Genomic DNA, 24,870 nt, shown 5'->3' on the forward strand with positions numbered 1-24,870 from the left:
GCGCTGGTAACGGTCCGTATCCTGAACGTACTTGACCGTAACCGACCGTGGGCGATTGACTGCTGGTTCACCCGCCTCCGATGACATCGAGGATCCGTTGAGCACCGAGCTTCTGGCACCGCTTGATCTCGCGTTCTGGCACCTCGAATCCGCCGAGCACCCCATGCATCTGGGAGCGCTCGCCGTCTTCGATCCCGCACCAGGCTCCGGCGACGAGGAACTGGTGAACGTCCTCGCCGCCCGGGCCGCCGCCATCCCCCGGCTGAGGATGTGCGTACGGGGGGTGTGGCTGCCCGTGGGCGGGGCCGCCTGGAGCGAGGACAAGCACTTCGACGTGACCCGCCATGTGCGGCTCGTACGGCTGTCCGCAGCCGACTTCGACGCAGAAGTCAGAGATCTCGCGGGGGAGTTGATGGAGCGCCCGCTGGAGCGCGGGATCCCGCCCTGGGAGATGTACGTGCTGACGGGTGGCGCAGACGGCTCCTTCGCCGTCCTGGTGAAGATGCATCACGCGCTCGCCGACGGAATGCGCGCCGTGGCGATCGGGGCCGGCATCTTCGACCAGATCGCGGGTGCGCGTGCCGTGGCCGGCACCCGGCGGAGGAAGGCCGTACCGCCCCGTTCGTGGCTGCCGGGGCCGCGGCAGGTCGCGGGCTTCGCACGGGACAGGATCGAGGAGTTCGGGCAGGCGGTGGGCATCGGGGCCTCGGTGATGCGGGCCAGCAGGCTCGATCTGTGGGGGGACTCGGCGCTGACCGCGAGTTCGAGCGGGACGCGGCGGATGGCGACGGCCGTACTGGACCAGACCGATGTGCTGCGGGTCCGGCGCGCGGTGGGCGGTACGGCGAACGACGTGCTGATCGCCACGGTCGCCGGAGGGCTGCGGCGCTGGCTCCTGGAGCGCGGCGAGGAGCTCCCGGGCGCCGACCCGCGGGCGCTGGTGCCGGTGTCCCGGCGCCGCCCGGGCGCACCTCCCAGCTCCGGGAACAAGCTCTCGGCCTACCTTGTCGGTCTGCCGGTCTCCGAACCGGACCCCTGGCTGCGGCTCGGTGTTGTACGTGACGCCATGGACCGCAACAAGGCGGCCGGACCCTCGCGCGGGGCCGGTGCGGTGGCCGTTCTCGCCGATCAACTGCCGCCGCTGGCGCACCGGTTCGGGGCGTCGTTGGCGGGCAGTGCGGCCCGGGTGCTCTTCGACGTACTGGTGACCAGTGTCCCGCTGCCGCGCTCCACCCTCTCGCTCGGCGGCTGCCCGCTGCGCGAGATCTATCCGATGGCCCCGCTGGCACGCGGGCAGGCCCTCGCCGTCGCGCTCTCCACGTACGGCGGTCGGGTGCATGTGGGGCTGGTCGCCGACGGCAAGGCGGTGCCGGACGCCGACCGTCTCGCGGCGTGCATGAAGGAGGAGCTCGCAGAATTGCTCGCAGAGGTGTTGACGCACTGAAGTGATCCGATGAATATTCGTCGCATGCGGCGGAACATGATCGGACACAGCGGGGTCGAAGTCACCGAACTCTCCTTCGGCGCGGCCGGGATCGGCAATCTCTTCACCCCGGTCGGCGACGAGGAAGCCCGGGCCGCGGTGGACGCGGCCTGGGACGAAGGCATTCGGTACTTCGACACCGCGCCGCACTACGGACTGGGGCTCTCCGAGCGCCGGCTCGGCGCGGCGCTGCGGGACCGGCCGCGCGAGGAGTACGTCGTCTCCACCAAGGTCGGACGAATCCTTGAGCCCGCAGCGGGCGGGGGTGACGACCTGGCCAACGGCTTCGCCGTCCCCGCCGACGCCCGACGCGTCTGGGACTTCAGCGCCGACGGGATCCGCCGCAGCATCGAGGACAGCCTGCTGCGCCTCGGCCTGGACCGGATCGACCTCGTCTATCTGCACGATCCGGACGACCATGCGGAGGCCGCCTTCGGCCAGGCCTACCCGGCCCTGGAGAAACTGCGCGCCGAAGGCGTCGTCGGCGCGATCGGCGCCGGAATGAACCAGACCGCGATGCTCACCCGCTTCCTCCGCGACACCGACGTCGACGCCGTGCTCTGCGCGGGCCGCTACACCCTCCTCGACCGCACCGCCCTCGCCGAGCTGCTGCCCGAGGCCACCGCGCGCGGCAAGAGCGTCGTCGTGGGAGGCGTCTTCAACTCCGGGCTGCTCGCCGACCCCCGGCCGGGCGCGACCTACAACTACACCGCCGCCTCCACCGAACTCCTCGACCGTGCCCTGCACTTGAAGGACGTCGCGGGCCGCCACGGAGTCCCGCTGCGGGCCGCGGCCCTCCGCTACCCCGCCCGGCACCCCGCCGTGGCGAGCGTCCTGGTCGGCACCCGGTCGGCCGACGAGGTGCGCGACGCCGCCGCCATGATGCGCCACGAGACCCCCGCCGCGCTCTGGGACGAACTGCACACCGAGGAGCCGAGTTGAGAGTCGCCCTGCACACCAAGGTCCGCGCCGACCGGATCGAGGAGTACGAAGCCGCACACCGCGAGGTCCCCGAGGAGCTGACCGCGGCGATACGGTCCGCGGGCGCCACCTCCTGGACGATCTGGCGCAGCGGCACCGACCTCTTCCACCTCATCGAGTGCGAGGACTACGCGCGGATGCTGGCCGAGCTGGAGAAGCTGCCGGTGAACATCGCCTGGCAGGCCCGCATGGACCAGCTCCTCGACGTCGCCCACGACTATTCGTCGGAGGGGTCCTCGGCCGGACTGCCCGTCGCCTGGGAGCTCTGAGCGCATGCGGATCATCGACGCCCACCACCATGTGTGGGATCTGTCCGTACGGGACCAGGACTGGATCACCGGTCCCGAACTTGCCCCACTGAGGCGCGACTTCACGCTTGCCGACCTCGAACCCGAGGCGCGCGCGGCCGGGGTCGCGGCCACGGTCCTCGTACAGACGGTCACCGTGGCCGAGGAGACCCCGGAATTCCTCGCGCTCGCGGACGGCAGCGACCTGGTCGCCGGGGTCGTCGGCTGGACTGAACTCACCGCCCCGGACGTGGCCGACACGCTCGCCGCCCTGCGTGAACTCCCCGGCGGGGACCGGCTGGTGGGCATCCGCCACCAGGTGCAGGGTGAGCCCGACCCCCAGTGGCTGCTCCGGCCGGACGTACAGCGCGGGCTCGCGGCGGTGGCCGCCGCCGGGCTTGCGTACGACCTTCTGGTCCTGCCGCACCAGCTGCCCGCGGCGGCGAAGGCCGCGGCGCAGCACCCCGAACTCACCTTTGTGCTGGACCACTTGGGCAAGCCGCCGATTGCGTCCGGGACACTGGAGCCCTGGGCCGAACAGGTGCGGGCGCTCGCCGCCCTCCCCAACACGGTCTGCAAGCTGTCCGGGATGGTCGCCGAGGCCGCATGGGACACCTGGACGGCCGAGGACCTCCATCCGTACGCCAAGACCGTGCTCGACGCCTTCGGTCCCGACCGGCTGATGTTCGGATCCGACTGGCCGGTGTGCCGTCTGGCGGCCACGTACGGTGAAGTCCTTGAAGTGGCCCGCACGTTGACGGACGGACTGAGCCCGGACGAGCGTGCGGACGTCTTCGGGGCGACCGCCGCCCGCGTCTACGGAGTCTGAGGCCCGACCGACACCAGGCGCTCTCCCGCGGCCGTCCGTACCTCGAAGTGGTCGATGCGCTCCAGCGGGAGGGCCGCCCCGCCCGCGGCCCGGACGGTCTTCCCGTCCGACGCCGACCAGGTGGCCACCGTCTGCTCCTCGCCACCGCGCCCGACGGCGACCAGGACACAGGTCGTGGCCCGGGGTTCGTCGCGCACGTCAAGACCCACCTCCGTGCCCCAGGCGGCGGGCCGCGCCGCGACCACCGCCGACACCCCCGAAGCCGGGTCGGTGGCCGCCCACCGCTGCCCGCCCTCCGCCCCGCCGGCCCCGGTCCGTACGAGGGCGAAGGCACCGCCCGCGGCCAGCACGACGGCCGCCACCAGCAGCACGAACCGCCGTCTGCGGCCCGTCCTCTGGCGGGCCTCCACCAGGCCGAGCACCCGGTGCAGCAGCCGCCCGCCGTCCGAGGCCATCGCCTCCGCGCCCGGCGGGGTGCTCCGCGCGTACCAGGCGAGATGAGCCTCCATCCGCCCGAAATCGCCCAACAGCCCGGCGCAGTAGGGGCAGTCCATGAGGTGGTCCTCGAAGCGGAAGGCCTCGGCCTCGCCGAGTACACCGAGCGCATAGGCGCCGACGTCGTGATGCGGTTCCAGCGGCCTCATGCCTCGTCCTCTCAGCTCACCACCAGGTACGCACCCGGCCGCCGAATCACTCACCCCTTACACTCCGGCCTCATGCTGCGCGTACTGGCCGTCGACGACGAGGAACCGGCCCTCGAAGAACTTCTCTACCTGCTCCGCTCCGACCCCCGGATACGCAGCGCCGAGGGCGCCACCAGCGCCACCGAGGCGCTGCGCCGTATCGGCGACGCCCTCGGCGCCGGACCCGAAGACGACAACGCCATCGACGTCGCCTTCCTCGACATCCACATGGCCGGCCTCACCGGACTCGACATCGCACGCCTCCTCGCCGGCTTCGCCCGGCCCCCGCTCATCGTCTTCGTCACCGCCCACGAGGGCTTCGCGGTCCAGGCCTTCGACCTCAAGGCCGTCGACTACGTCCTCAAGCCCGTCCGCCGCGAGCGCCTCGCCGAGGCCGTACGACGCGTCGCCGAACAAGTCGGCAGCGGCCCGGCCCCCGTCCTGGACACCGCCGCCGACCAGATCCCCGTCGAACTGGGCGGAATCATCCGCTTCCTCGCGGTCGCCGACATCGCCTACGCCGAGGCCCAGGGCGACTACGCCCGCCTGCACACCGCCGAAGGCAGCCACCTCGTCCGCATCCCGCTCACCACGCTGGAGGAGCGCTGGCGCTCGCGAGGATTCGTACGCATTCACCGCAGCCACCTCGTCGCGCTCTCCCGTATCGACGAACTGCGCCTCGACGCGGGCTCCATGAGCGTCCGCATCGGCGCGGCCGAACTCCCCGTCAGCCGCCGCCACGCCCGCACCCTGCGCGACCTGCTCCTGCGGCAGGCCGGTCGCTGACCAGGCCCTTCCCGACACCCCGACCGCTTGCGTACACTCCGCGCCATGTCCGTAGAGCCCGCACCCCGACGCGAGCGCGTGACGGGCGAGCCCCGGCGCGTGCGACCGCTGCCCCGCTACCGCGCCCAGTCGGAGATCGACGAACAGACCGCACTCGGCGGCGCCTACGTACGCTCGCTCATCCGCAGCCAACTGCGAGCCGGACTGAGCGCGTTCGCGTTCCTCGCCCTCCTCGCCGGCACCCTCCCGCTGGCCTTCGCCGCACTGCGCAGCTCCACCGCGGTCTGGCTGGTCCTCGGCTTCGGTGCGTACCCGCTGCTCGTCCTCATCGCCTGGTGGTACGTCCGCAGGGCCGAGCGCAACGAGCGCGACTTCGCCCGACTCGTGAAGGGACGCCCCGCCGCGTGAGCCAGGCCTATGCGGTGGTGGCGGTGACCGTCGTCGTCCTCGCCACCGTCCTCATCGGCGGCTTCGGCCTGCGCATATCCCGCACCACCTCGGACTTCTACGTCGCCTCGCGCACGGTGGGCCCACGCCTCAACGCCGCCGCGATCAGCGGCGAATACCTCTCCGCCGCCTCCTTCCTCGGCATCGCGGGCCTCGTCCTCGTCCACGGCCCCGACATGCTCTGGTACCCGGTCGGCTACACCGCCGGCTACCTGGTCCTCCTGCTCTTCGTCGCGGCCCCGCTGCGCCGCTCCGGTGCGTACACCCTGCCCGACTTCGCCGAGGGCCGCCTGGAGTCGCAGACCGTACGCCGGCTGGTGAGCGCCTTCGTCATCGGCGCGGGCTGGCTCTACCTCGTGCCCCAACTCCAGGGCGCAGGGCTCACATTGGCGATCCTCACCGGCGCCCCCGACTGGCTCGGTCCGGCCATCGTCGCCACCGTCGTCGTCCTCGCGGTCGCCGCAGGCGGCATGCGCTCCATCACCTTCGTCCAGGCCTTCCAGTACTGGCTGAAACTCACCGCCCTCCTGGTCCCCGCCCTCTTCCTGGTCCTGGCCTGGCAGCACGACGGCCGCCCGCACATCCCGGCCGGTGCACCCGCCGCCGTCCCCGCACTCGCCATCGCGGGCAGCCTCGGCCGGGCCGACCACCCGCTCTACGCGACCTACGGACTGATCGTCGCGACCTTCCTCGGCACCATGGGTCTGCCGCACGTCGTCGTCCGCTTCTACACCAGCCCCGACGGTCGCTCCGCCCGCCGCACGACCGTTGTCGTCCTCGCCCTCATCGGCGTCTTCTATCTGCTGCCGCCCGTCTACGGAGCGCTCGGCCGCCTGTACGCCTCCGAGCTCTCCCTCACCGGGGACGCGGACGCCGCCGTACTGCTCCTGCCCGGGCGGCTCATCGGCGGCACCGGCGGAGACCTCCTCGGCGCACTGGTCGCGGGCGGCGCCTTCGCCGCGTTCCTCTCGACCGCCTCCGGCCTGACCATGGCCGTCGCGGGCGTCCTCACCCAAGAGTCCCGCGGCGTACGCCACTTCCGCCTCGCCACCCTGCTCGCCATGGCGATACCCCTGGCGGGGGCCCTGCTGACCACCGGTGTCCCGGTCGCCGACGCCGTCGGCATGGCCTTCGCCGTCTCCGCCTCGTCCTTCTGCCCGCTGCTCGTCCTCGGCATCTGGTGGCGGCGGCTCACCCCGCCGGGCGCCGTCGCTGGACTCCTCCTCGGCGGCGGCTCCGCACTGATCGCCGTCTCGGTCACGATGAGCGGCGCCGTCCCGCCGGGCTGGGCCCACACGCTGCTCGCCTGGCCCGCCGTCTGGTCGGTCCCCGTCGGCTTCCTCGCCATGGTGCTGGTGTCGCTGGCCACCCCGGCCCGGATACCGGCCGGCACGCACGCCGCCATGACCCGCTTCCACCTCCCCGAGGCGCTGCGATGAGCGGGGAGGCGGCCGCCGCGCTGATCGTGCTGGGCCCGCTGCTGCTCGCCGGAGGGTTCGTCCTCGGGCGCCGTACCGCACGTCCTTCCCGTACGAGCGACGTCGGCACCCCCGTGGAGCGCGCCACCTTCGAGACCCTGCACACCGCATCCCTTGCCGCGCCTCCGCTGCGCGCCGGGCTCACCGAGGAGAGCGCCCGCAAGGCCGCGCGCAGGCTCCGCTCCCTGCTCGGCACCGACGCCCTGTGCCTCACCGACGGCGAGCAGGTCCTCGCCTGGGACGGGGCGGGGGACCACCACGCACCGCAGCTCATGGGCCAGGTCGCGGGCCTCCTGCACACCGGCCGCGACACGGCGTTCACCAGCGCCTGCGACGACCTGGACTGCCCCCTGCGTTGGGCGGTCGCGGTTCCGCTGACCGTCGACCACCGGGTGCTCGGCTCGCTGGTCGCCTACGCGCCGCGCGAGTCCGCGGTCCTCGCCCGCGCGGCCGGCGAGGTGGCCCGCTGGGTCTCCGTACAGCTGGAGCTCGCCGAACTTGACCGCTCCCGCACCCAGTTGATCGAAGCGGAGATCAAAGCGCTGCGCGCCCAGATCTCCCCGCACTTCATCTTCAACTCCCTCGCCGCCATCGCCTCGTTCGTACGGACCGACCCCGAGCGCGCCCGCGAACTCCTGCTGGAATTCGCCGACTTCACCCGCTACTCCTTCCGCAGGCGCGGCGACTTCACCACCCTCGCCGACGAACTGCACTCCATCGACCAGTACTTGGCGCTGGTACGGGCCCGTTTCGGATCGCGCCTGAGCGTCACCCTCCAGGTCGCACCGGAAGTCCTGCCCGTCGCCCTGCCCTTCCTCTGTCTGCAGCCCCTCGTCGAGAACGCCGTCAAACACGGGCTCGAAGGCGCCGTCGACAGCAGCCGCATCACCATCAGCGCGCTCGACGCCGGAGCCGAGGCCGAAGTGGTCATCGAGGACGACGGCACCGGGATGGAGCCGGAGCGGCTGCGCTCCATCCTGCGCGGCGAGGGCGGTGCCTCCTCCGGCATCGGCCTGCTCAACGTGGACGAGCGGCTGCGCCAGGTCTACGGAGACGCCTACGGCCTGGTCATCGACACGGGCGCCGGAGCGGGCATGAAAGTCACGCTGCGCATACCGAAGTACCGTGCGGGCGTGCACGGTTCGTAACCCCCCCGGCCTGCTCAGAACAGGGTGATCGCCAGATGCCCCAGCGGCAGCCCCAGCTGCCAGGCCGGAGTCCACACCTGCGGTCCGTCCTCGACCTCGGGCACCACCCCGGGCACCACGGCGTCGAGATCGGCCGCGAGCAGCTCGGTCTCCTCCAGCCACCGCCAGGCCGTCCGCGCCAGCGGCAGATCGGGCCCGTTCCCGTCCTCCCGCTCCTGCAGCTGATCGAGCCGTCGGCAGACCCACTCACGCCACCGGGTGTTGTACGCGGTGAGCGCCAGCCACTCGTCGAGACGGGCCACCACCCGGGCACCGCCGACCGCACCGTCCGACAGGAAGATCGTCAGCGCGAGCGCATCACGCCCCGCCCGGAACTCCAGTGTCGTGGGCGGCATCAGATCACCCGTGCGCAGTAATTCGTCGGCGATGTACTCGGCGTACATCCATGCCATCGGCACCAGTAGTCCTTCACCACTGGTCCCGTTCTTACTCTCGGGACGCATCCCGTCTCGCCTCTTTCATCTCTCGACCAGGCAACTCCGTGGAGCATTGAACCGGGACGGGAGCCGCCCCGTGGCCAGAAGGACAGGATTCGTCATCGAAGGCGAGGATGCCCATGACCGACGCACCCCCGCCGGGCCCCCATGTGCGGCCGCTCCTCGGCGCGTACGTACTGAGCGCGCTCGCGCCCGACGAGGACAGCCGGGTGGCAGCCCATCTCCAGGCCTGCGACGCCTGCGGAGCCGCCTATCTGGAGGTCGCCGAGGCCCCGTCACTGCTCGCGCTCTCCAGCGAGGAGGAACTGCTCGGGGACGAGGAGCCGTAACCGGGCAGCCGGCGCCCCAGCACCCGAAGGGCGTAGTACGAACGGGACTTGACGGTCCCCGCCGGTATCCCGAGGACCTCGGCCGCTTCGTTGACGCTCAGCCCGCGGAAGTAGATCTGCACCAGCACGGCCCGGTGCTCGGGACTCAGCGCCCGCACCGCCTCCCGTACGTCCAGCGCCGCAGCCGACCGCTCCGTGAGGTCCCCGGCGGCCGCGGTGGACTCCAGGACGCCGTCGTGCACCTCGGTGGGGCGGGCCAGCCGGGAGCGCCGTGCGTCGATCGCCAGTCTGCGTCCGACGGTGAACAGCCAGGGCCGCATGGACTCGTGGGGCCCGTCGAACGCCTCGGGATGCTGCCAGGCGCGCACCAGCGTCTCCTGCAGCAGATCCTCGGCGCGCTGCCGGTCCCCGTAGGTGAGACCCAGCAGGAAGTGCAGCAGTGCCCGCCCGTGCACACGCTGCAGTTCGACGAGGGCGTGTTCGTCGGTGCCTCGGGATGTCGAAGTGATGGTCACGGGCGTATGGCAGCGCAGCAGGGCGGTCGGCGACAGCGCTTGCGCAACGCTGTGCGACAAGCGGTTGAACGGTGCGACGAGCGGCACGCCGAACGGTCGCAGCGTCGGCCGTGATGCTTGACCATTGGCCCTCCCACCGGCCCAATTCGGATATGACGAAGCGCATGCCACAGCGGCTGGCCGCGGCGGCCGCCGTACTCCTTGCGGCCACGACGGCCTGCACCGCCGGGCACGAGACCGCACGCCCCGCCCCGCACCACGCGCACCAGGACTCCGAACGCCCGGCCTCACCGGGCGCGGGCGGCGGACCGGCCGCGCAGCGCGGGTTCACGCTGGTGGCGACGGGCGACGTACTTCCGCACACGTCGGTCATCGAGCGCGCGCACCAGGACGCGCACGGCCGCGGCTACGACTTCCGGCCCATGCTCGCCGCGGTGAAACCCCTCGTCTCCCACGCCGACCTGGCGATCTGTCACATGGAGACGGTGTACGGCGCGAACGGCGGCCCGTACACCGGCTGGCCCACCTTCAAGTCCCCGCCCCAGGTGGCCGCCGCGCTCGCGGCCACCGGCTACGACTCCTGCTCGGCCGCCTCCAACCACACCCTCGACGCAGGGTCCGCCGGGATCCGCAGGACCCTGGGGGCACTCGACGCGGCGGGCATCGCCCACACGGGTTCGGGCCGTACGGCGGCCGAATCGGCGCGGCCCGCCTGGCTCAAGGGCGGCAGCGCCAAGGTCGCCCAGCTCGCGTACACCTACGACACGAACGGCATCCCGGCCCCCGAAGGACAGCCCTGGGCGGTCCACCTCATCGACGAGCGGCAGATCGTCGCCGATGCCAGGGCGGCGCGCAAGGCGGGCGCGGACGTGGTGGTGGTGAGCATCCACTGGGGAACGGAGTGGCAGGACGCCCCGAACGACCAGCAGTTGAGCCTCGGGCGCGCGCTCACCGCGTCGAAGACCGCGGGCCGCCCCGACATCGATCTGATCCTCGGCACGCACGCGCACATCCCGCAGGCGTACGAGAAGGTCAACGGAACCTGGATCATCTACGGCATGGGCGACCAGATCGCAGGCGAGATGTTCAACCCCACCGGCGCCCAGGACGACCGCGGCAACGAGAGCTCCATCGGCCGCTTCACCTTTGCTCCGCCCGCGAAGAAGGGCGGCCGCTGGACGGTGGCGAAGGCGGAGTTCGTCCCGCAGTGGATGAACCTCCGCACCGGCCGCGTCGTGCTGTGCCTGCCCGGGGGCAGGCCCCGGAGCCCCGGGTACTGTCCCGTGGCAGGTGCGATCCGCAAGGCGGTGCTGAGCAGGGGAGCGGCGGCCGACGGCCTGACCATGGCCAGGAGCTGACCGCTACGGGACGACCGTGACAGGCCAGCGGCCCGCCTTGACGAGACGCACGGCCACGGATCCGATGATCCGGTGGCCGGCGGACTCCGACGCCCCGACGACCACGGCGTCCGCCTTGAGCTCGTCGGCGGCGGTGACCAGGCCGTTGTACGGATCGCCGCGGAAGGTGTGGAACTCCCACCGCACGTCGAAGATCCCCTTCACCCGGTCGAGGGCGCTGCGGATCTCCGCCACGAGCCCCTCCGCGATCTCCGAGGTCGTGTCCGCGACGGGGGCGCCCATCGCGGCCCCCGCGGAGAGCACCGGCTGTACGTAGACGATGGCCAGCAACGCGTTCTGCCGTCTGGCGAGGCCACCGGCGTACGCCGCGGCGCGCATCGAGGATTCGGACCCGTCGATGCCGACGACGATCACCTTGGGGCCGTCCGTGCCGCGCTCGAACTGCTGCCGCTCATGCTGCTGATCTGTCACGGCAGGAGGCTATCGGCTGATCGCGCATCCGTCCCCATCAGGTGTTCTATTCGTTTCCCTCACGCTGGGAAGCGACCACCAGGAACGCGTCCGCGTTCAGATCCATCACCACGGTCGCCTTGACCCCGGCACGGCGCTGCTCCGCCGCGAACTCCTCCGCGGGCCAGCTTCCGTGGGGACCACCGGCAGGGAACTTCTCCAGCACTCGCCGCGACGCCATGACGACCACACCTCCACCAGTGCCTGCAACTCCGTACCACGCGCCTGCCCCGTCTGTGACGTTTCAAGCCCCCTGGTCAATACACGGTGCGTCGCGCCTTTATCGTGGGTGCATGTCCACCGCCGCGCTGCGTATCGTCTCCCGCTCCTCTCCCATGGCCCTCGCCCAAGTGGAGCGCGTACGCGCCGAGTTGGCCGTACTTCACCCGGGACTGCGCACCGAGGTGGTCCCTGTCACCACTTCGGGCGACCGCTGGATGGGCGACCTGGCGAGACTGGGCGGGAAGGGTGCTTTCACCAAGGAGGTCGACGCCGCGCTGCTCGCGGGCGAGGCCGACCTCGCGGTGCACTGCGTCAAGGACATCCCCGCCGACCGTCCCCTTCCGGCGGGCACCGTCTTCGCGGCGTTCCTCAAGCGCGACGACATCCGTGACGCGCTCATCGACCCCGAGGGCCGCACCCTCGGGGAACTTCCCGCCGGGACGAGGATCGGTACGTCGGCGGTCCGCCGCATCGCCCAACTCGCCTCGTCGCACCCGCACTTGGAGTGCGTGCCGATGCGCGGCAACGCCAACCGGCGCCTGGAGAAGCTGGCGGCGGGCGACGCGGACGCGCTGCTCCTCGCGCAGTCCGGTCTCGAGCGGATCGGCCGTACGGACGTGATCTCCGAGACCCTCTCCGTCGAGGCGATGTGCCCGCCGATCGGCGCCGGCATCCTCGCCCTGCAGTGCCGCGAGGACGACACGGACACGATCGACGCCGTGACCGGCCTGAACGACCCCACGTCGTGGAAGGAGGCCACCGCGGAACGTATGTTCCTCCATGTCCTCCAGGGGCACTGCAACAGCCCGATCGCGGGTTACGCACACGTCGAGGGCAGCGGCGAACTCTCCCTGCGCGCCCGGGTGTTCACCCCGGACGGCAAGACCGTCCTCAACGCCCACGAATGGGCGGGCCCCCTGGACCCGGCCACCCTCGGCACCTCGGTGGCGGTGGCACTCCTCCGCCAGGGCGCCCGCGACCTGATCGACGGCATCGCGCACTGACCGGCGGCGTCAACGCTCCGAGAGGCGGCGGACGGACGCGAGCATGCGGCGCATCCCCAGGACGTGACCGCGTGTCCCGATGACGAGCCCCCGGTAGACGCCGCCGGCCAGACCGGGGAAGGCGGCCCGGGTCTCGGCGCGCAGGAGCGTCCTGCCCGGTCCTGCGGGTTCGAGACGGAAGGTCAGGGCGTACGTCGAGAAGCGGTGACGGCCCTCGAGGACCATCTCGCGGCCCGGCACCGCGCGGGTCACCCGGAACCCGGGAACCGTCGAGCTCTCGGCGAAGGGCCGCGGTCCGGACTTCGTGGTCTCGGATGCGCCGATCAGGCGGGCATAGCGGGCCATCGCGGATCCCGCGAAGGACCGGTCGAGCGTCTCGCCGACGCCGCGCCAGACGGCGTCGGCGTCCGCCGAGACGACGGCTGTGTGTTCGTCGACGTACGGCAGCGAAGCGGTCTGCATGAGAGCCTCCGTGGTCCGGTGCGGTCCCGACACCATGGACGGTAGGCGACGCGGGCCTGCGGGCGCGCAGCGGGCCACTCGGCCGGGATTGGCTGTGCCGGTGGGGCCGGGGAGGCGGCAAGACTCGCCGGCGACCCCATCGGGACAGACCGGCACACCGGAAGGCTGCACCCTTGAAGATTGCTCTCATGGACGTCGGAATCGGCCTCCTCGCGGCAGCCGCCGCGGTACGCCGGCTGCGGCCCGACGCCGATCTTGTCCTCTCCTGCGACCCTGACGGGATGCCCTGGGGGCCGCGTACCCCCGGTGACGTCACGGTCCGCGCCCTCGCCGTGGCCGAAGCCGCTGTCGCGCACCGTCCCGACGCACTGATCGTGGCGTGCAACACCGCCACCGTGCACGCTCTGCCCGCGCTGCGCGCCCGCCTTGAACCCGACGTGCCGGTCATCGGAACCGTCCCGGCGATCAAGCCGGCGGCGGCGGGCGGCGGTCCCGTGGCCGTCTGGGCGACGCCGGCCACCACGGGCAGCCCGTATCTGCGCGAACTCATCCGGGAGTTCGCCGGCGGCGCGACGGTCACCGAGGTCCCGTGCCCCGGACTCTCGGACGCCGTCGAGGCCGCGGACGAGGAGGCTGTCGCCCGCATGGTGGACGCCGCGGCCGAGCGGACTCCCGGTGACGCCACGGCCGTTGTCCTCGGATGCACGCACTACGAACTCGTCGCGGAGCACATCCGCGCGGCCCTCCGGCGGCCGCACACGCCGCCTCCCACCCTGTACGGATCCGCCTCCGCGGTCGCCGCCCAGGCGCTGCGCCGGATCGGCGGGCGCCCCGACCCCGGAGCGCCCGCCGACGGCGCCCTGACCGTTCTCCTCGGCGGACGAGAGGCTCCGCTTCCGGGGCGGGCACTGGCGTACGCCGAGGGCCGGCTGCTGTAGGTCAGCCGGTCCCGACCCCCGGGAAAAGGTCGAGGAACGGCGCGGCTGTGGCTGCGATGCCGCGGCCGAAGGGGGAGTCGAAGTCCCAGATGAGGAAGAGCAGGAAGGCGATCAGCGCGGAGAACAGGCCCGCCAGGAGGAGTTCACTGGGGGAGCGGCGGATCTGGAGCGTGAAGATCAGCCCGACCGTGACCAGGGCTCCGGTGATCAGGCCGAACCAGACCACCCCCGGCATCGTGGCGCCCGCGCTCTGACCGCGCGCCCCGCGGGCGTCGTCGGCGGCCGCGACCTGGTCGACCAGCGGCTGGTACGCCTGGCCCTCGTGGTCGGTCTTCGGCTGGTAGTCGGTGACGTCGCGGCGCACCTGGGTGAGTAGCCCGGTCCCCTTGTCGGTGAGCTCGCCGTGCTCGGCCATGTGCTTCCACTCGGTGTCGATCACATAGGAGACATAGGCGTTGACGTCGGTACGGATCCGGCCGCGCACCTCGGCCGGGTAGACCTCCGAGCGGACGTCGACCTCGTGCAGGGCCTGGGCCTCCTGGCGTACGGACTCCTGGGCCGCGCTGCGCGCCTCCCAGACGCCGGCGATGGCCAGTCCCAGGACGATCGCGTAGACCACGCCGATCATCATCGTCATGTACTCGATGACGTCCGGGGTTTCGGTGGGGTCGTCGTCATCGCCGATTCTGCGGTTGTTGATGAGGGTGATCGTCAGCACGACGGCACAGGCGGCAGCCATCGCGATGGAGAGAACGAGCCATTCCGACATGGGACATCTCCGTCAGGTCAACGGGAGGAACGGGGGCGCAGGACGGCGACCGCGAAGACCGCGGGAGCCGTGACGAGCAGGGTCAACGAGACGAGTGAGGGGCTGGTCGAAGCCTTTTTGCGCGGAGGCTTGCGGTACGTGGGGATCTCGACGGGCCGCGGCGGGGGCGGCTTCGGGCGGACCGTGGGAGTCGGCGACGGCTTCGGCGGCTCCGGTACGGGCGGAGGCGGCGGCGGCGGAGGCGGTGGTGGAGGAGGCGGCGGGGGCGGTGGCGCGTGGCGGACCGGAGGCGGTTTCCGTACGGGCGGCCGGTGTTCCGCCTTGCAGCTCGACGACCCGGACACCGCGATCGCCGTACCCGAAGCCGCCTCGCCGTTCTGCGACACGGAGGCGAAGGAGCAGTTGTCCGCCGCGGCGGGCAGCGGGGTGAGAAGCAGACACGTGAAGGCTGCCGCGGCGAGCAGCCGCCCGATGAGCGGGATGAGGGTCAGCTGCGATCGGTACACGACGAGCAGCATGAGCTGAAGTGGAGGGAAACACTCCGGGGTTGACCCGGATTCCCCCGGAAGGTGGGAGAACTGCGGCTTTGCGTTTGAGACCGGAGGTGTTCAACAGGGGCCCGAAAAAATTCTGGGCGCGCATTGAACACGAGCGGCACCGCGGACCGTACCTAGGGCCATGAACGGCGCACCCCTCGCGCCGCAACCCACAAACGGACAGCTGGAGTTCACATGAATACCTGGCGGAACGCCTCGCTCGCGGTGACGGCGGTCGCAGTGCTGGCGCTGACGACGGCGTGCGGTCAGGGCAACGGCGCCTCGACGGCGAACGGGCAGGCCGTGGGCAATGCGAGCCCCGCGGCGCAGGCCGGCGACGGCGCATACGGTGCGGGGGACGGGTACGGCTCGGACGCGACGGCAGGGAATGCGAAACCCGCCGGACAACTCGCGGTCTGGGACAGCAAGAAACTGGGCAAGGTCGTCACCGACAGCGCCGGATTCACTCTCTACCGTTTCGACAAGGACACCGCGAGTCCGCCGAAATCGAATTGCGACGGTGATTGCGCGAAGGTGTGGCCACCTGTTCCCGCGGGCAGTGTCACCGCCGCGGCCGGAACCGATGCGTCGGTGATCGGCGAGGTCGTCAGGACGGACGGCAGCAAGCAGCTCACTCTGGGCGGCTGGCCCATGTACCGCTTCGCCAAGGACACCAAGCCGGGCGACGCCAACGGGCAGGGTGTGGGCGGTACTTGGTTCGCCTCGGCGCCCGACGGCAAGAAGGCGGCGGCCGCGCCCGCAGCCGTCGCCGCGCTGCCCGGCCTCTCCGTCCGCAAGGACCCGAAGCTCGGCGACATCGTCGTGGACCGGCGCGGAATGACGGTGTACCGCTTCAAGAAGGATTCCGCCTGGCCGATGAAGTCCGCCTGCACCGGCGCATGCCTCGACAAGTGGCCGGTAGTCGCCCCCGTGGCGAAGAGCGACACCGCCGGCATCATCAAAAAGGGATTTGTCACCTTCAACCGGCCCGACGGACTCAAGCAGCAGTCCCTCAACTGCTGGCCGACCTACACCTTCTCCGGCGACACCAAGCCCGGCGACACCAATGGGCAGGGCATCGGCGGCACCTGGTACGCGATCTCGCCCGATGCCAAGCTGATCGGCGCCTCCAAGTAGTCTTCCCCCACGGACTTCCGGCCCGTCGCCGCACCCCCCGTTGCGGCGACGGGCCGGTCGCACATGCCGGAGGCGTGTGACCAATAACGGACCGCCAATTTCCGTTTTTGCTCGCTCTCCTGCCGGAGGGTCAGTAGCCTCGGCTCGAACACTGGCCATGGACATGGCCGTGACCGTCGTGGCGACTTGTTGGAGACATTGATGGAGCGTCCTGCCTGGGCCCCGCAGGGCATCGACATATCGGTGCCGAGCGTGTCGCGGATCTACGACTACTACTTGGGCGGATCGCACAATTTCGAGGTGGACAGGGAAGCCGCCCGCAAGGCCATGGAGTTCGTGCCCGGGCTGCCCAAGGTCATGCAGGCGAATCGTGCCTTCATGCGCCGGGCTGTACGTTTCGCCGCCGACGAGGGCGTCTCCCAGTTCCTCGACATCGGCTCCGGCATCCCCACGTTCGGCAATGTCCACGAGGTCGCCCAGGCCGCGGACCCCGAGTCCCGCGTCGTGTACGTCGACCACGACCCGGTGGCGGTCGCCCACAGCCAGGCCGTACTCGAAGGCAACGACCGGGCCCGGATCGTCGCCGCCGATCTGCGCAAGCCCCAGGAGATCCTGGACAGCCCCGAGGTCGCCGAACTCCTCGACCTGGACCGCCCGGTGGCCCTGCTCCTGGTCTCCGTGCTCCACTTCATCGAGGAGAGCGACGACCCGTACAGCGCGGTGGCCCACCTGCGCGACGCTCTCGCGCCCGGCAGCCTCCTCATCCTCTGCCACGCCTCGTACGAGACCATTCCGGTCCCGCAGGAGCAGGCCGGCGGTGCGGTCGACCTCTACAACAACATCCGCAACCCGCTGGTGATGCGCACCCACGAGGAGATCGGAGGGTTCTTCGACGGCTTCGACCTCGTGGAGCCCGGACTCGTCACCATGCCGGACTGGCGTCCGGAGGCGCCGGTCGACCAGGAAGACCCATTCGCCTTCGCGGGCTTCGCAGGAGTGGGACGCAAGGCGTGAGCGTACCCCCGCAGGCGTCCGGCCCCCCGACCGGACAGGACTGCAGCGCAGACAGAATCGGGCGGTTCGCAACGATCTGGAGCCGGGCCATCTTCCCGGCGACGGCGACCTCCCTCACCCGGGCGGAGTTCGAGCAGCATCTGCTGCCGCTCGCCCACCGGTTGAGCGAGGCCCTGCACGCCCTGCCCTTCGACGCGGCGCCCGCGCAGCGGATCGGCGCCGATCTGGTGGCGCTGCACTGCACGGACCCGGACGCACTCAGCCGCACCCTCGGCGTCGTGGACTCCTATCTGGTGCTGTACTGCGCCGCGGGTGACGAACTCACCCCGGAGGAGGCGCGCGCCCACTGCTCCCGCCTCCAGCACGCACTGGCCGCCGGGTTCTCCCAGGCGCTGCGCGAGCGCACCCTCGCCGAACAGGAGGCCATCGCACGCTCCGCGCTCTCCGCGCGCAGCGCCGCCGAACAGGCGCTCCACGCCACCGAGGCACGCTTCCGGGCGGTCTTCGAGGGCGCGGCCATCGGCATAGGCATCGCCGACCTCGACGGCAACGTCCTGGAGCTCAACGACACCCTCCAGCGGATGTTCGGCGGGTTCGGCCAGAGCCTGCGCAGCCGCAACGTGAGCGAGTGGGTCCACCCCGAGGACGCGCCCCATGTCTGGGGCCTGTACGGGGAGTTGGTGCGGGGCGAGCGCGACCACTACCGGGTCGAGAAGCCGTACTACCGCAGTGACGGCACCGTCCTGTGGACCAACCTCACCGTCTCCCTGCTCCGTGACCCCGAAGGCGTGCCGCAGTACCAGCTGGCGCTCATGGAGGACACCACCGAGCGCAGGCTGCTCAATCTGCGGCTCCGCTACGAGGCGACGCACGACGCGCTCACCGGGCTGCCCAACCGCACCCTGTTCTTCGAGCGGCTCGACAAGGTCCTGGCCACCGGCGACGGCATGCGCTTCGGCCTCTGCTATCTGGACCTCGACGGCTTCAAATCCATCAACGACAGCCTCGGCCACTCGGCCGGCGACCGGCTGCTCGTCGAGATCGCCGACCGGCTGCAGAGCTGCGCCACCGCACCCGGCGAGATGGTCGCCCGCCTCGGCGGCGACGAGTTCGTCGCCCTCACCACCGGGCGCGACACCGAGCGCGAGGTCGGCGAACTCGCCTCCCGCATCCTCTCGGTGCTCTCGAGCCCGATCCGCCTGGACGGCCGTGAGTTGACCGTCCGCGGCTCGATCGGCATCGTCGAGGGCCCGACAGGGGAGCGCACCGCCGCCGAGGTGCTGCGCAGCGCGGACATCACGATGTACCGGGCCAAGGCGGCCGGCGGCAACCGCTACGAGATCGCCGACGCCGAGGCCGACGCCCGTGCCATCACCCGCCACGGGCTGACCATGGCGCTGCCGGCCGCCCTGGAGCGCGGCGAGTTCTTCATCGAGTACCAGCCGCTCGTGCACCTCGGCGACGGCAGCGTGCACGGGGCGGAGGCGCTGGTGCGCTGGTCGCACCCGCAGCACGGTGTGCTCGGCCCCGACCGCTTCATCCCGCTCGCCGAGCACACCGGGCTGATCGTGCCGCTCGGCCGCTGGGTCCTGGAGGAGTCCGTACGGCAGGCGAGGTTCTGGGAGCAGCAGCACCCCGCGCACACCGACGGCGGGCCGCTGCGGATCAACGTGAACCTCTCACCCACCCAGCTCCACCACCCCGGTCTTGTCGCCGACACGGTGGCGGTCCTGGAGCGGTCGGGGCTCTCGCCCGGCGCGCTCTGCCTGGAGGTCACCGAGTCCGCGCTGATCGGCGCGGACGACGACCTGCTGAAGCCGTTGCGGCAGCTCGCCGAGATGGGCATCGACATCGCACTCGACGACTTCGGCACCGGCTACTCGAACCTCGCCAACCTGCGCAGACTCCCCGTCAGCGTTCTCAAGCTCGACCGCTCCTTCACCCAGGGCATGCAGCAGCATCCGGCCGACCCCGTCGACCTGAAGATCGTCGAGGGGATCGTCTCGCTGGCGCACAGCCTGGAACTGGCCGTGACCGTCGAGGGCGTGGAGACCGGCGCGCAGGCCGACCAGCTGCGGGAGCTGGGCTGCGACACCGCACAGGGCTGGTACTACGCCAGGCCGGGCGCCCCCGACCGGATTCACAGCCTGCTGCTGGCCGACGCCGTGTGACCCGACAGCAGGACGTCCTGCAGGACGCGGGCCGCGCGCGGCGGCGCCACGTCGCTGCGGTGCGCGAGCGCGATCGTACGGCGAAGACCGGGGCGGGCGAGGGGCGTGACCAGGAGGTCACGCCCGGCCCGCGCCGCCACCATGCTCGGCACCACGGCGACGCCGAGGCCCGCCCGTACGAAACCGAGCACGGCGTCCATCTCGCCGCCCTCCACGGTGAAGTACGGCTCGAAGCCCGCCGCGCGGCAGGCGGAGAGGGTGAGATCGCGCAGGTCGTAGCCGTGCCGGAACATCACCATCGGCTCGCCCTCCAGATCGGAGATGCGCAGCGGTGAGCGCGGCGCGGGGGAGCCGGCCGACGAGACCACGACCAGGTCCTCCTGCAGCAGCTCCACGGTCGTCAGGGCCGGGGACGGGGTCGGCAGCGGGAGCACGACCAGGGCCAGGTCGAGGGCGCCGCGCGCCAGTTCCCGTACGAGATCGTGCGACCCGCCCTCCTCGATCAGCAGCTGGATCCCGGGGTGCTGGTCGTGGAAGGCGCGCAGCACGTCGGGGAGCAGCCCCGTGCAGAGACTCGGCGTCGCGCCCAGGCGCACCCTGCCGCGCCGCAGCTGCGCGAGCTCCAGGACCTCGTGCCGCGCGGTGTCCGCGTCGGCGAGGATGCGGCGGGCGAGCGGCAGCAGCGCCTCCCCGGCGTCGGTGAGCGTGATGTTGCCGCGGGCCCGGCTGAAGAGCTCGGCGCCCAGCTCCTTCTCCAGCGCCCGGATCTGCTGGGAGAGCGACGGCTGGGAGACGTGCACCTCTTCGGCGGCGCGCGTGAAGTGCCGGGACTCGGCGACGGCCACGAAATAGGTGAGCTGCTGGAACTGCATGAACACCACGATAGGCCATGGCTATGGACATGAGCCGGACCATGTCTTGGACCTCTGGCCCTTGACAGGCCTAACGTCTGTGGTCATGGCACTGGCAACGCGGACGGACCGACGGCCGTCGATGGCGCAGACGCTTCTCAAATCGACCGTCGGCAAAAAGACGATCATGGCGGTGAGCGGCCTGATCATGCTGATGTACCTGGTCGTCCACATGCTCGGGAATCTGAAGATCTTCTTCGGGGCGGGGGAGTTCAACCACTACGCACACTGGCTGCGCACCCTCGGCGAGCCCTTCCTGCACTACGAGTGGGCGCTCTGGCTCATCCGTGTGGTGCTGGTCGTGGCCGTCGTGGCGCACGCCGTCTCCGCGTACCAGCTCAGCAGGCTCGACCGCAGGGCCCGCCCGGTGGCGTACGCGCACAAGAAGCGCCGCAGCAGCTACGCGACGCGCACCATGCGCTGGGGCGGGATCATCCTGGCGCTGTTCATCGTCTGGCACGTCCTGGACCTGACGACCGGTACCGTGCACCCGGGCGGATTCCAGCAGGGGCACCCGTACCAGAACGTCATCGACACCTTCAACACCTGGTACAGCGACGTCATTTACATCGTCGCGATGCTCGCGCTCGGACTGCACATCAGGCACGGGTTCTGGAGCGCCGCACAGACCCTCGGCGCGGGGCGCGCCACCCGCGACCGCTTCCTCAAGGCCACGGCCAACGTCCTCGCGCTGGTGCTGACCGTGGGATTCATCGCCGTACCCGTCGCCGTGATGACCGGAGTCGTGAGCTGACATGAGCGAGTACACGCAGTACGCCACCGGTGCGCCGGTGGCCGACACCAAGGCCCCGCAAGGGCCGGTCGCCGAGCGCTGGGACACCCGCCGCTTCGAGGCCAAGCTGGTCAACCCGGCCAACCGCCGCAAGCACACCGTCATCGTCGTCGGCACGGGCCTGGCCGGCGGCGCCGCGGGCGCCACCCTCGCCGAACAGGGCTACCACGTCGTCCAGTTCTGCTACCAGGACTCCCCGCGCCGCGCCCACTCGATCGCCGCCCAGGGCGGCATCAACGCCGCGAAGAACTACCGCAACGACGGCGACTCCATCCACCGCCTCTTCTACGACACCGTCAAGGGCGGCGACTTCAGGGCCCGCGAGTCCAACGTCCACCGGCTCGCCCAGATCTCCGTCGAGATCATCGACCAGTGCGTCGCCCAGGGCGTGCCCTTCGCCCGCGAGTACGGCGGCCTCCTCGACACCCGCTCCTTCGGCGGCGTCCAGGTCTCGCGCACGTTCTACGCACGCGGGCAGACGGGCCAGCAACTCCTCCTCGGCGCCTACCAGGCGCTGTCACGGCAGATCGCCGCCGGCACCGTCGAGATGCACCCGCGCACCGAGATGCTCGACCTGATCGTCATCGACGGCAAGGCCCGCGGAATCGTCGCCCGCGACCTGATCACCGGGAAGATCGACACTTATTTCGCGGACGCGGTGGTGCTCGCCAGCGGCGGCTACGGCAACGTCTTCTACCTGTCGACCAACGCCATGAACTCCAACGCCACCGCGATCTGGCGCGCCCACCGGCGCGGCGCCCACTTCGCCAACCCCTGCTTCACCCAGATCCACCCCACCTGCATCCCGCGCACCGGCGACCACCAGTCCAAGCTGACGCTGATGAGCGAGTCCCTCCGTAACGACGGCCGCATCTGGGTGCCCAAGGCCCAGGGCGACACCCGCCCCGCGGGCGAGATCCCCGAGGACGAGCGCGACTACTACCTGGAGCGCATCTACCCCTCCTTCGGCAACCTCGTGCCCCGTGACATCGCCTCGCGCGCCGCCAAGAACGTCTGCGACGAGGGCAGGGGCGTGGGCCCCGGCGGCCAGGGCGTCTACCTCGACTTCGCCGACGCCATCGGACGCATGGGCCGCAAGGCCGTCGAGGAGAAGTACGGCAACCTCTTCGACATGTACGCGCGGATCACCGCCGAGGACCCGTACGAGACCCCCATGCGGATCTATCCCGCCGTGCACTACACGATGGGCGGACTCTGGGTCGACTACGACCTCCAGACCACGATCCCCGGCCTCTTCGCCATCGGCGAGGCCAACTTCTCCGACCACGGAGCCAACAGGCTCGGCGCCTCCGCCCTGATGCAGGGCCTCGCCGACGGCTACTTCGTCCTCCCCTCCACCATCAACGACTACCTCGCCCGCAACCCGCACCACGACGAGATCGACACAGCGCACCCCGCGGTCACCGAGACCGTCACCGCCATCCAGGAACGCCTGGAGCGCCTCCTCGCCGTCGACGGGGACCGCACCCCCGACTCCTTCCACCGCGAAATCGGCGAACTGATGTGGGAGTACTGCGGAATGGCCCGCACCGAGGAGGGGCTGCGCAAGGCACTCGACCGCCTCCCGCAGATCCGCGACGAGTTCTGGCGCCGCATCAAAGTCCCGGGCGTCGGCGAGGAGTTCAACCAGTCGCTGGAGCGCGCCAACCGCATCGTCGACTACCTGGAGCTCGCCGAGCTCATGTGCCTCGACGCCCTGCACCGCGCCGAATCCTGCGGCGGCCACTTCCGCGAGGAGTCCCAGACCCCCGACGGCGAAGCCGCCCGCAGGGACGAGGAGTTCAGCTACGCGGCCGCGTGGGAGTTCACCGCCACCGGCGTCGCCCCCGTCCTGCACAAGGAAGACCTTGTCTTCGAGTACGTCCACCCCACCCAGCGGAGCTACGCATGAAGCTCACCCTGCGCGTCTGGCGCCAGAAGAACGCCGACGCCCCCGGCGCGATGACCACCTACGAAGTCGACGACATCTCCCAGGACATGTCCTTCCTGGAGATGCTCGACACCCTCAACGAGGAGCTCACCCTCAAGGGAGACGAACCCGTCGCCTTCGACCATGACTGCCGCGAAGGCATCTGCGGGGCCTGCTCGTTGGTCATCAACGGCGACGCCCACGGCCCCGAACGCACCACCACCTGCCAGCTCCACATGCGCTCCTTCTCCGACGGCGACACGATCGACGTCGAGCCCTGGCGGGCCTCCGCCTTCCCGGTCGTCAAGGACCTGGTCGTCGACCGCTCGGCCTTCGACCGGATCATCCAGTCGGGCGGCTACATCTCCGCCCCGACCGGCGCCGCCCCCGAGGCGCACTCCACGCCGGTCCCCAAGCCGGACGCCGACTTCGCCTTCGAGCACGCCGAGTGCATCGGTTGCGGGGCGTGCGTGGCGGCCTGCCCCAACGGTTCGGCGATGCTCTTCACCTCGGCGAAGATCAACCACCTCAATGTGCTGCCGCAGGGCGCACCCGAACGCGAGACCCGCGTCCTGGACATGGTCGCGCAGATGGACGAAGAGGGCTTCGGCGGCTGCACGCTCACCGGCGAGTGCGCCACCGCCTGCCCCAAGGGCATCCCGTTGCCGTCGATCGCCGCGATGAACAAGGAGTGGCTGCGCGCCACCCGCAAGGTCAGCCGCTGACCGCGCGCAGCGCGCCGGGGCGGCGCCCGCCGAGCCGGTCCAGCGCCGCGGACGTCGCCTCGTCCGCGGGGAGATGGACGACCAGGCGCTGACCGTCGGGTCCGGCGAGTTCGAGGGTCTCGTACGCGAGCCTCAGCTCGCCGGCCTCGGGGTGCACCAGGCGCTCGACCCCGGTCCTGGTGGGCATCAGCGGCTGCCCCTCGAGCCGTGCGGTGAACGCCTGCCCCGCGGTGACGGTGAGTTCGTTGACGAGTTCCAGCGCGTACTGGTCGTTGCGGTCGATCTCGAACCGCAGCCCGGTGGCGTGCGCGCTCGCGACCTGGTCCCAGTCCGGGTAGGCGTCCCGGGCCTTGGGGTGGGTGAACATGTACCGGATCAGGCTGGGCGGGCGGCCGTCCAGCATGCCGAGGGGGCCCGCGAGACGCTCGTAGCCGCCGGTGTACGCGACCACCTCGCTCAGGCGGTTGAGTACGACGGCCGGCGCGGGCTCCAGCCGGTCGAGCAGCGCCTGCACGGTGGGACGCACCGAACGCACCGGGGACTCGGCGCTGGGGCAGAGCAGAGAACCGCTCTCCGCGTTCTTGAGCAGATGCCGCAGGCGCACCCGGGCGTCGGACGACAGCCGCAGCGCGTCGGCGAGCGCCGACATGACCTGGGTGGACGGATGCCGGTCACGTCCCTGTTCGAGGCGTGCGAGGTACTCGACGCTGATCCCCGCGAGCGTCGCGAGTTCGGACCGCCGCAGACCGGGAGTGCGGCGGCGCGCTCCCTCGGGGAGACCCACCTCCGAAGGCGTCACGGACTCGCGGCACGAACGCAGGAAGGTCCCCAACTCGTTGTCGCTCACCGGCAGATGGTACCTGTGCACCCCTCCGCGGATCGTGGCCCTGCCACTACCAGTCTCAGCCGGGCCTTCCTCGATCGGCG

28 protein-coding genes are annotated in these 24,870 nt (G+C 71.1%); 18 read left to right on the plus strand and 10 right to left on the minus strand.

Annotation, left to right across the window (positions count from 1 at the left end; translation table 11 throughout):
- Positions 1-97 precede the first annotated feature (97 nt).
- From OG707_RS38280 to OG707_RS38295, 4 genes are read left to right on the plus strand one after another with little or no spacing between them, the layout of a single operon-like run.
- Complete coding sequence (locus OG707_RS38280) at positions 98-1,444, plus strand: wax ester/triacylglycerol synthase family O-acyltransferase (RefSeq protein ID WP_329126483.1); 1,347 nt, start codon at positions 98-100, stop codon at positions 1,442-1,444.
- Between the two features lie 24 nt (positions 1,445-1,468).
- Complete coding sequence (locus OG707_RS38285; protein ID WP_329126484.1) at positions 1,469-2,425, plus strand: aldo/keto reductase; 957 nt, start codon at positions 1,469-1,471, stop codon at positions 2,423-2,425.
- On the plus strand, positions 2,422-2,733 hold the full coding sequence (locus OG707_RS38290) for an L-rhamnose mutarotase (RefSeq protein ID WP_329126485.1): 312 nt from the start codon (positions 2,422-2,424) through the stop codon (positions 2,731-2,733). Before OG707_RS38285 ends, OG707_RS38290 begins: the two co-directional genes overlap by 4 nt.
- 4 nt (positions 2,734-2,737) lie before the next feature.
- Complete coding sequence (locus OG707_RS38295) at positions 2,738-3,580, plus strand: amidohydrolase family protein (RefSeq protein WP_329126486.1); 843 nt, start codon at positions 2,738-2,740, stop codon at positions 3,578-3,580.
- On the opposite strand, the gene OG707_RS38300 is transcribed toward OG707_RS38295, so the two are convergent.
- The gene (locus OG707_RS38300; RefSeq protein WP_329126487.1) at positions 3,568-4,224 is read right to left on the minus strand and encodes a zf-HC2 domain-containing protein; all 657 of its coding nucleotides are present in this window, start codon (positions 4,222-4,224) and stop codon (positions 3,568-3,570) included. The genes OG707_RS38295 and OG707_RS38300 overlap by 13 nt on opposite strands.
- Positions 4,225-4,296: 72 nt before the next feature.
- Between OG707_RS38300 and OG707_RS38305 the strand changes: the two genes are divergently transcribed.
- Genes OG707_RS38305 through OG707_RS38320 form a run of 4 tightly spaced genes read left to right on the plus strand, consistent with a single transcriptional unit; the run spans position 4,297 to position 8,122 of the window.
- A complete protein-coding gene (locus OG707_RS38305; protein WP_329126488.1) occupies positions 4,297-5,049 on the plus strand; it encodes a LytR/AlgR family response regulator transcription factor in 753 nt (250 codons plus the stop codon).
- A gap of 45 nt (positions 5,050-5,094) precedes the next feature.
- Positions 5,095-5,457, plus strand: coding sequence for a hypothetical protein (locus OG707_RS38310; protein WP_329126489.1), 363 nt, complete (start codon positions 5,095-5,097; stop codon positions 5,455-5,457).
- Positions 5,454-6,935 carry a sodium/solute symporter gene (locus OG707_RS38315; protein ID WP_329126490.1) on the plus strand — a complete coding sequence of 494 codons (1,482 nt, stop codon included), beginning with the start codon at positions 5,454-5,456 and terminating at the stop codon, positions 6,933-6,935. Before OG707_RS38310 ends, OG707_RS38315 begins: the two co-directional genes overlap by 4 nt.
- Complete coding sequence (locus OG707_RS38320) at positions 6,932-8,122, plus strand: sensor histidine kinase (protein ID WP_329126491.1); 1,191 nt, start codon at positions 6,932-6,934, stop codon at positions 8,120-8,122. Before OG707_RS38315 ends, OG707_RS38320 begins: the two co-directional genes overlap by 4 nt.
- Positions 8,123-8,136: 14 nt before the next feature.
- Here the strand turns inward: OG707_RS38320 and OG707_RS38325 are convergent, their stop codons facing one another.
- On the minus strand, positions 8,137-8,625 hold the full coding sequence (locus tag OG707_RS38325) for a hypothetical protein (protein ID WP_329126492.1): 489 nt from the start codon (positions 8,623-8,625) through the stop codon (positions 8,137-8,139).
- A 113-nt stretch (positions 8,626-8,738) separates the two neighbouring features.
- Here OG707_RS38325 and OG707_RS38330 point away from each other — a divergent pair, with 113 nt between their 5' ends.
- Positions 8,739-8,948 (plus strand): zf-HC2 domain-containing protein, encoded by a 210-nt coding sequence (locus tag OG707_RS38330; RefSeq protein ID WP_329126493.1) that lies wholly within the window; start codon positions 8,739-8,741, stop codon positions 8,946-8,948.
- On the opposite strand, the gene OG707_RS38335 is transcribed toward OG707_RS38330, so the two are convergent.
- Positions 8,870-9,463, minus strand: coding sequence for a sigma-70 family RNA polymerase sigma factor (locus OG707_RS38335; protein WP_443071448.1), 594 nt, complete (start codon positions 9,461-9,463; stop codon positions 8,870-8,872). The genes OG707_RS38330 and OG707_RS38335 overlap by 79 nt on opposite strands.
- A gap of 152 nt (positions 9,464-9,615) precedes the next feature.
- Between OG707_RS38335 and OG707_RS38340 the strand changes: the two genes are divergently transcribed.
- On the plus strand, positions 9,616-10,821 hold the full coding sequence (locus tag OG707_RS38340; RefSeq protein ID WP_329126494.1) for a CapA family protein: 1,206 nt from the start codon (positions 9,616-9,618) through the stop codon (positions 10,819-10,821).
- A gap of 3 nt (positions 10,822-10,824) precedes the next feature.
- Here the strand turns inward: OG707_RS38340 and OG707_RS38345 are convergent, their stop codons facing one another.
- Positions 10,825-11,292 (minus strand): universal stress protein, encoded by a 468-nt coding sequence (locus tag OG707_RS38345; protein WP_329126495.1) that lies wholly within the window; start codon positions 11,290-11,292, stop codon positions 10,825-10,827.
- Between the two features lie 46 nt (positions 11,293-11,338).
- On the minus strand, positions 11,339-11,512 hold the full coding sequence (locus OG707_RS38350; protein ID WP_329126496.1) for a hypothetical protein: 174 nt from the start codon (positions 11,510-11,512) through the stop codon (positions 11,339-11,341).
- Positions 11,513-11,624: 112 nt separating this feature from the next.
- On the opposite strand from OG707_RS38350, the gene hemC reads away from it, so the two are divergent.
- Positions 11,625-12,557, plus strand: a complete 933-nt coding sequence (gene hemC, locus OG707_RS38355) for a hydroxymethylbilane synthase (RefSeq protein ID WP_329126497.1) — start codon at positions 11,625-11,627, stop codon at positions 12,555-12,557.
- A gap of 9 nt (positions 12,558-12,566) precedes the next feature.
- Here hemC and OG707_RS38360 read toward each other — a convergent pair whose 3' ends face one another.
- The gene (locus OG707_RS38360; protein WP_329126498.1) at positions 12,567-13,019 is read right to left on the minus strand and encodes a hypothetical protein; all 453 of its coding nucleotides are present in this window, start codon (positions 13,017-13,019) and stop codon (positions 12,567-12,569) included.
- 173 nt (positions 13,020-13,192) lie between these two features.
- Here OG707_RS38360 and OG707_RS38365 point away from each other — a divergent pair, with 173 nt between their 5' ends.
- Positions 13,193-13,957, plus strand: coding sequence for a glutamate racemase (locus OG707_RS38365; RefSeq protein ID WP_329126499.1), 765 nt, complete (start codon positions 13,193-13,195; stop codon positions 13,955-13,957).
- Position 13,958: 1 nt separating this feature from the next.
- Here the strand turns inward: OG707_RS38365 and OG707_RS38370 are convergent, their stop codons facing one another.
- Positions 13,959-14,726, minus strand: a complete 768-nt coding sequence (locus OG707_RS38370; RefSeq protein WP_329126500.1) for a bestrophin-like domain — start codon at positions 14,724-14,726, stop codon at positions 13,959-13,961.
- 17 nt (positions 14,727-14,743) lie between these two features.
- On the minus strand, positions 14,744-15,244 hold the full coding sequence (locus tag OG707_RS38375) for a hypothetical protein (protein ID WP_329128244.1): 501 nt from the start codon (positions 15,242-15,244) through the stop codon (positions 14,744-14,746).
- A 213-nt stretch (positions 15,245-15,457) separates the two neighbouring features.
- Between OG707_RS38375 and OG707_RS38380 the strand changes: the two genes are divergently transcribed.
- The 3 genes from OG707_RS38380 (at position 15,458) to OG707_RS38390 (ending at position 19,584) form a co-directional block, all read left to right on the plus strand.
- Positions 15,458-16,399, plus strand: coding sequence for an SCO0930 family lipoprotein (locus OG707_RS38380; protein WP_329126501.1), 942 nt, complete (start codon positions 15,458-15,460; stop codon positions 16,397-16,399).
- Between the two features lie 201 nt (positions 16,400-16,600).
- Positions 16,601-17,413, plus strand: coding sequence for an SAM-dependent methyltransferase (locus tag OG707_RS38385; protein ID WP_329126502.1), 813 nt, complete (start codon positions 16,601-16,603; stop codon positions 17,411-17,413).
- A complete protein-coding gene (locus OG707_RS38390; protein ID WP_329126503.1) occupies positions 17,410-19,584 on the plus strand; it encodes a putative bifunctional diguanylate cyclase/phosphodiesterase in 2,175 nt (724 codons plus the stop codon). The genes OG707_RS38385 and OG707_RS38390 overlap by 4 nt, the downstream gene beginning before the upstream one ends.
- Here the strand turns inward: OG707_RS38390 and OG707_RS38395 are convergent.
- On the minus strand, positions 19,554-20,456 hold the full coding sequence (locus tag OG707_RS38395; RefSeq protein ID WP_329126504.1) for a LysR family transcriptional regulator: 903 nt from the start codon (positions 20,454-20,456) through the stop codon (positions 19,554-19,556). The genes OG707_RS38390 and OG707_RS38395 overlap by 31 nt on opposite strands.
- An 85-nt stretch (positions 20,457-20,541) precedes the next feature.
- Between OG707_RS38395 and OG707_RS38400 the strand changes: the two genes are divergently transcribed.
- Genes OG707_RS38400 through OG707_RS38410 form a run of 3 tightly spaced genes read left to right on the plus strand, consistent with a single transcriptional unit; the run spans position 20,542 to position 23,943 of the window.
- On the plus strand, positions 20,542-21,249 hold the full coding sequence (locus OG707_RS38400; protein WP_443071449.1) for a succinate dehydrogenase: 708 nt from the start codon (positions 20,542-20,544) through the stop codon (positions 21,247-21,249).
- Position 21,250: 1 nt separating this feature from the next.
- Positions 21,251-23,200 (plus strand): fumarate reductase/succinate dehydrogenase flavoprotein subunit, encoded by a 1,950-nt coding sequence (locus tag OG707_RS38405; protein ID WP_329126505.1) that lies wholly within the window; start codon positions 21,251-21,253, stop codon positions 23,198-23,200.
- Positions 23,197-23,943: a succinate dehydrogenase/fumarate reductase iron-sulfur subunit gene (locus OG707_RS38410; RefSeq protein WP_329126506.1), complete on the plus strand. Its 747-nt coding sequence runs from the start codon at positions 23,197-23,199 to the stop codon at positions 23,941-23,943. Before OG707_RS38405 ends, OG707_RS38410 begins: the two co-directional genes overlap by 4 nt.
- Here OG707_RS38410 and OG707_RS38415 read toward each other — a convergent pair.
- The gene (locus OG707_RS38415; RefSeq protein WP_329126507.1) at positions 23,933-24,790 is read right to left on the minus strand and encodes a helix-turn-helix domain-containing protein; all 858 of its coding nucleotides are present in this window, start codon (positions 24,788-24,790) and stop codon (positions 23,933-23,935) included. The genes OG707_RS38410 and OG707_RS38415 overlap by 11 nt on opposite strands.
- Positions 24,791-24,870: the final 80 nt, after the last annotated feature.

The organism is Streptomyces sp. NBC_01465 (assembly GCF_036227325.1).
In the GTDB taxonomy this organism is placed as follows: domain Bacteria; phylum Actinomycetota; class Actinomycetes; order Streptomycetales; family Streptomycetaceae; genus Streptomyces.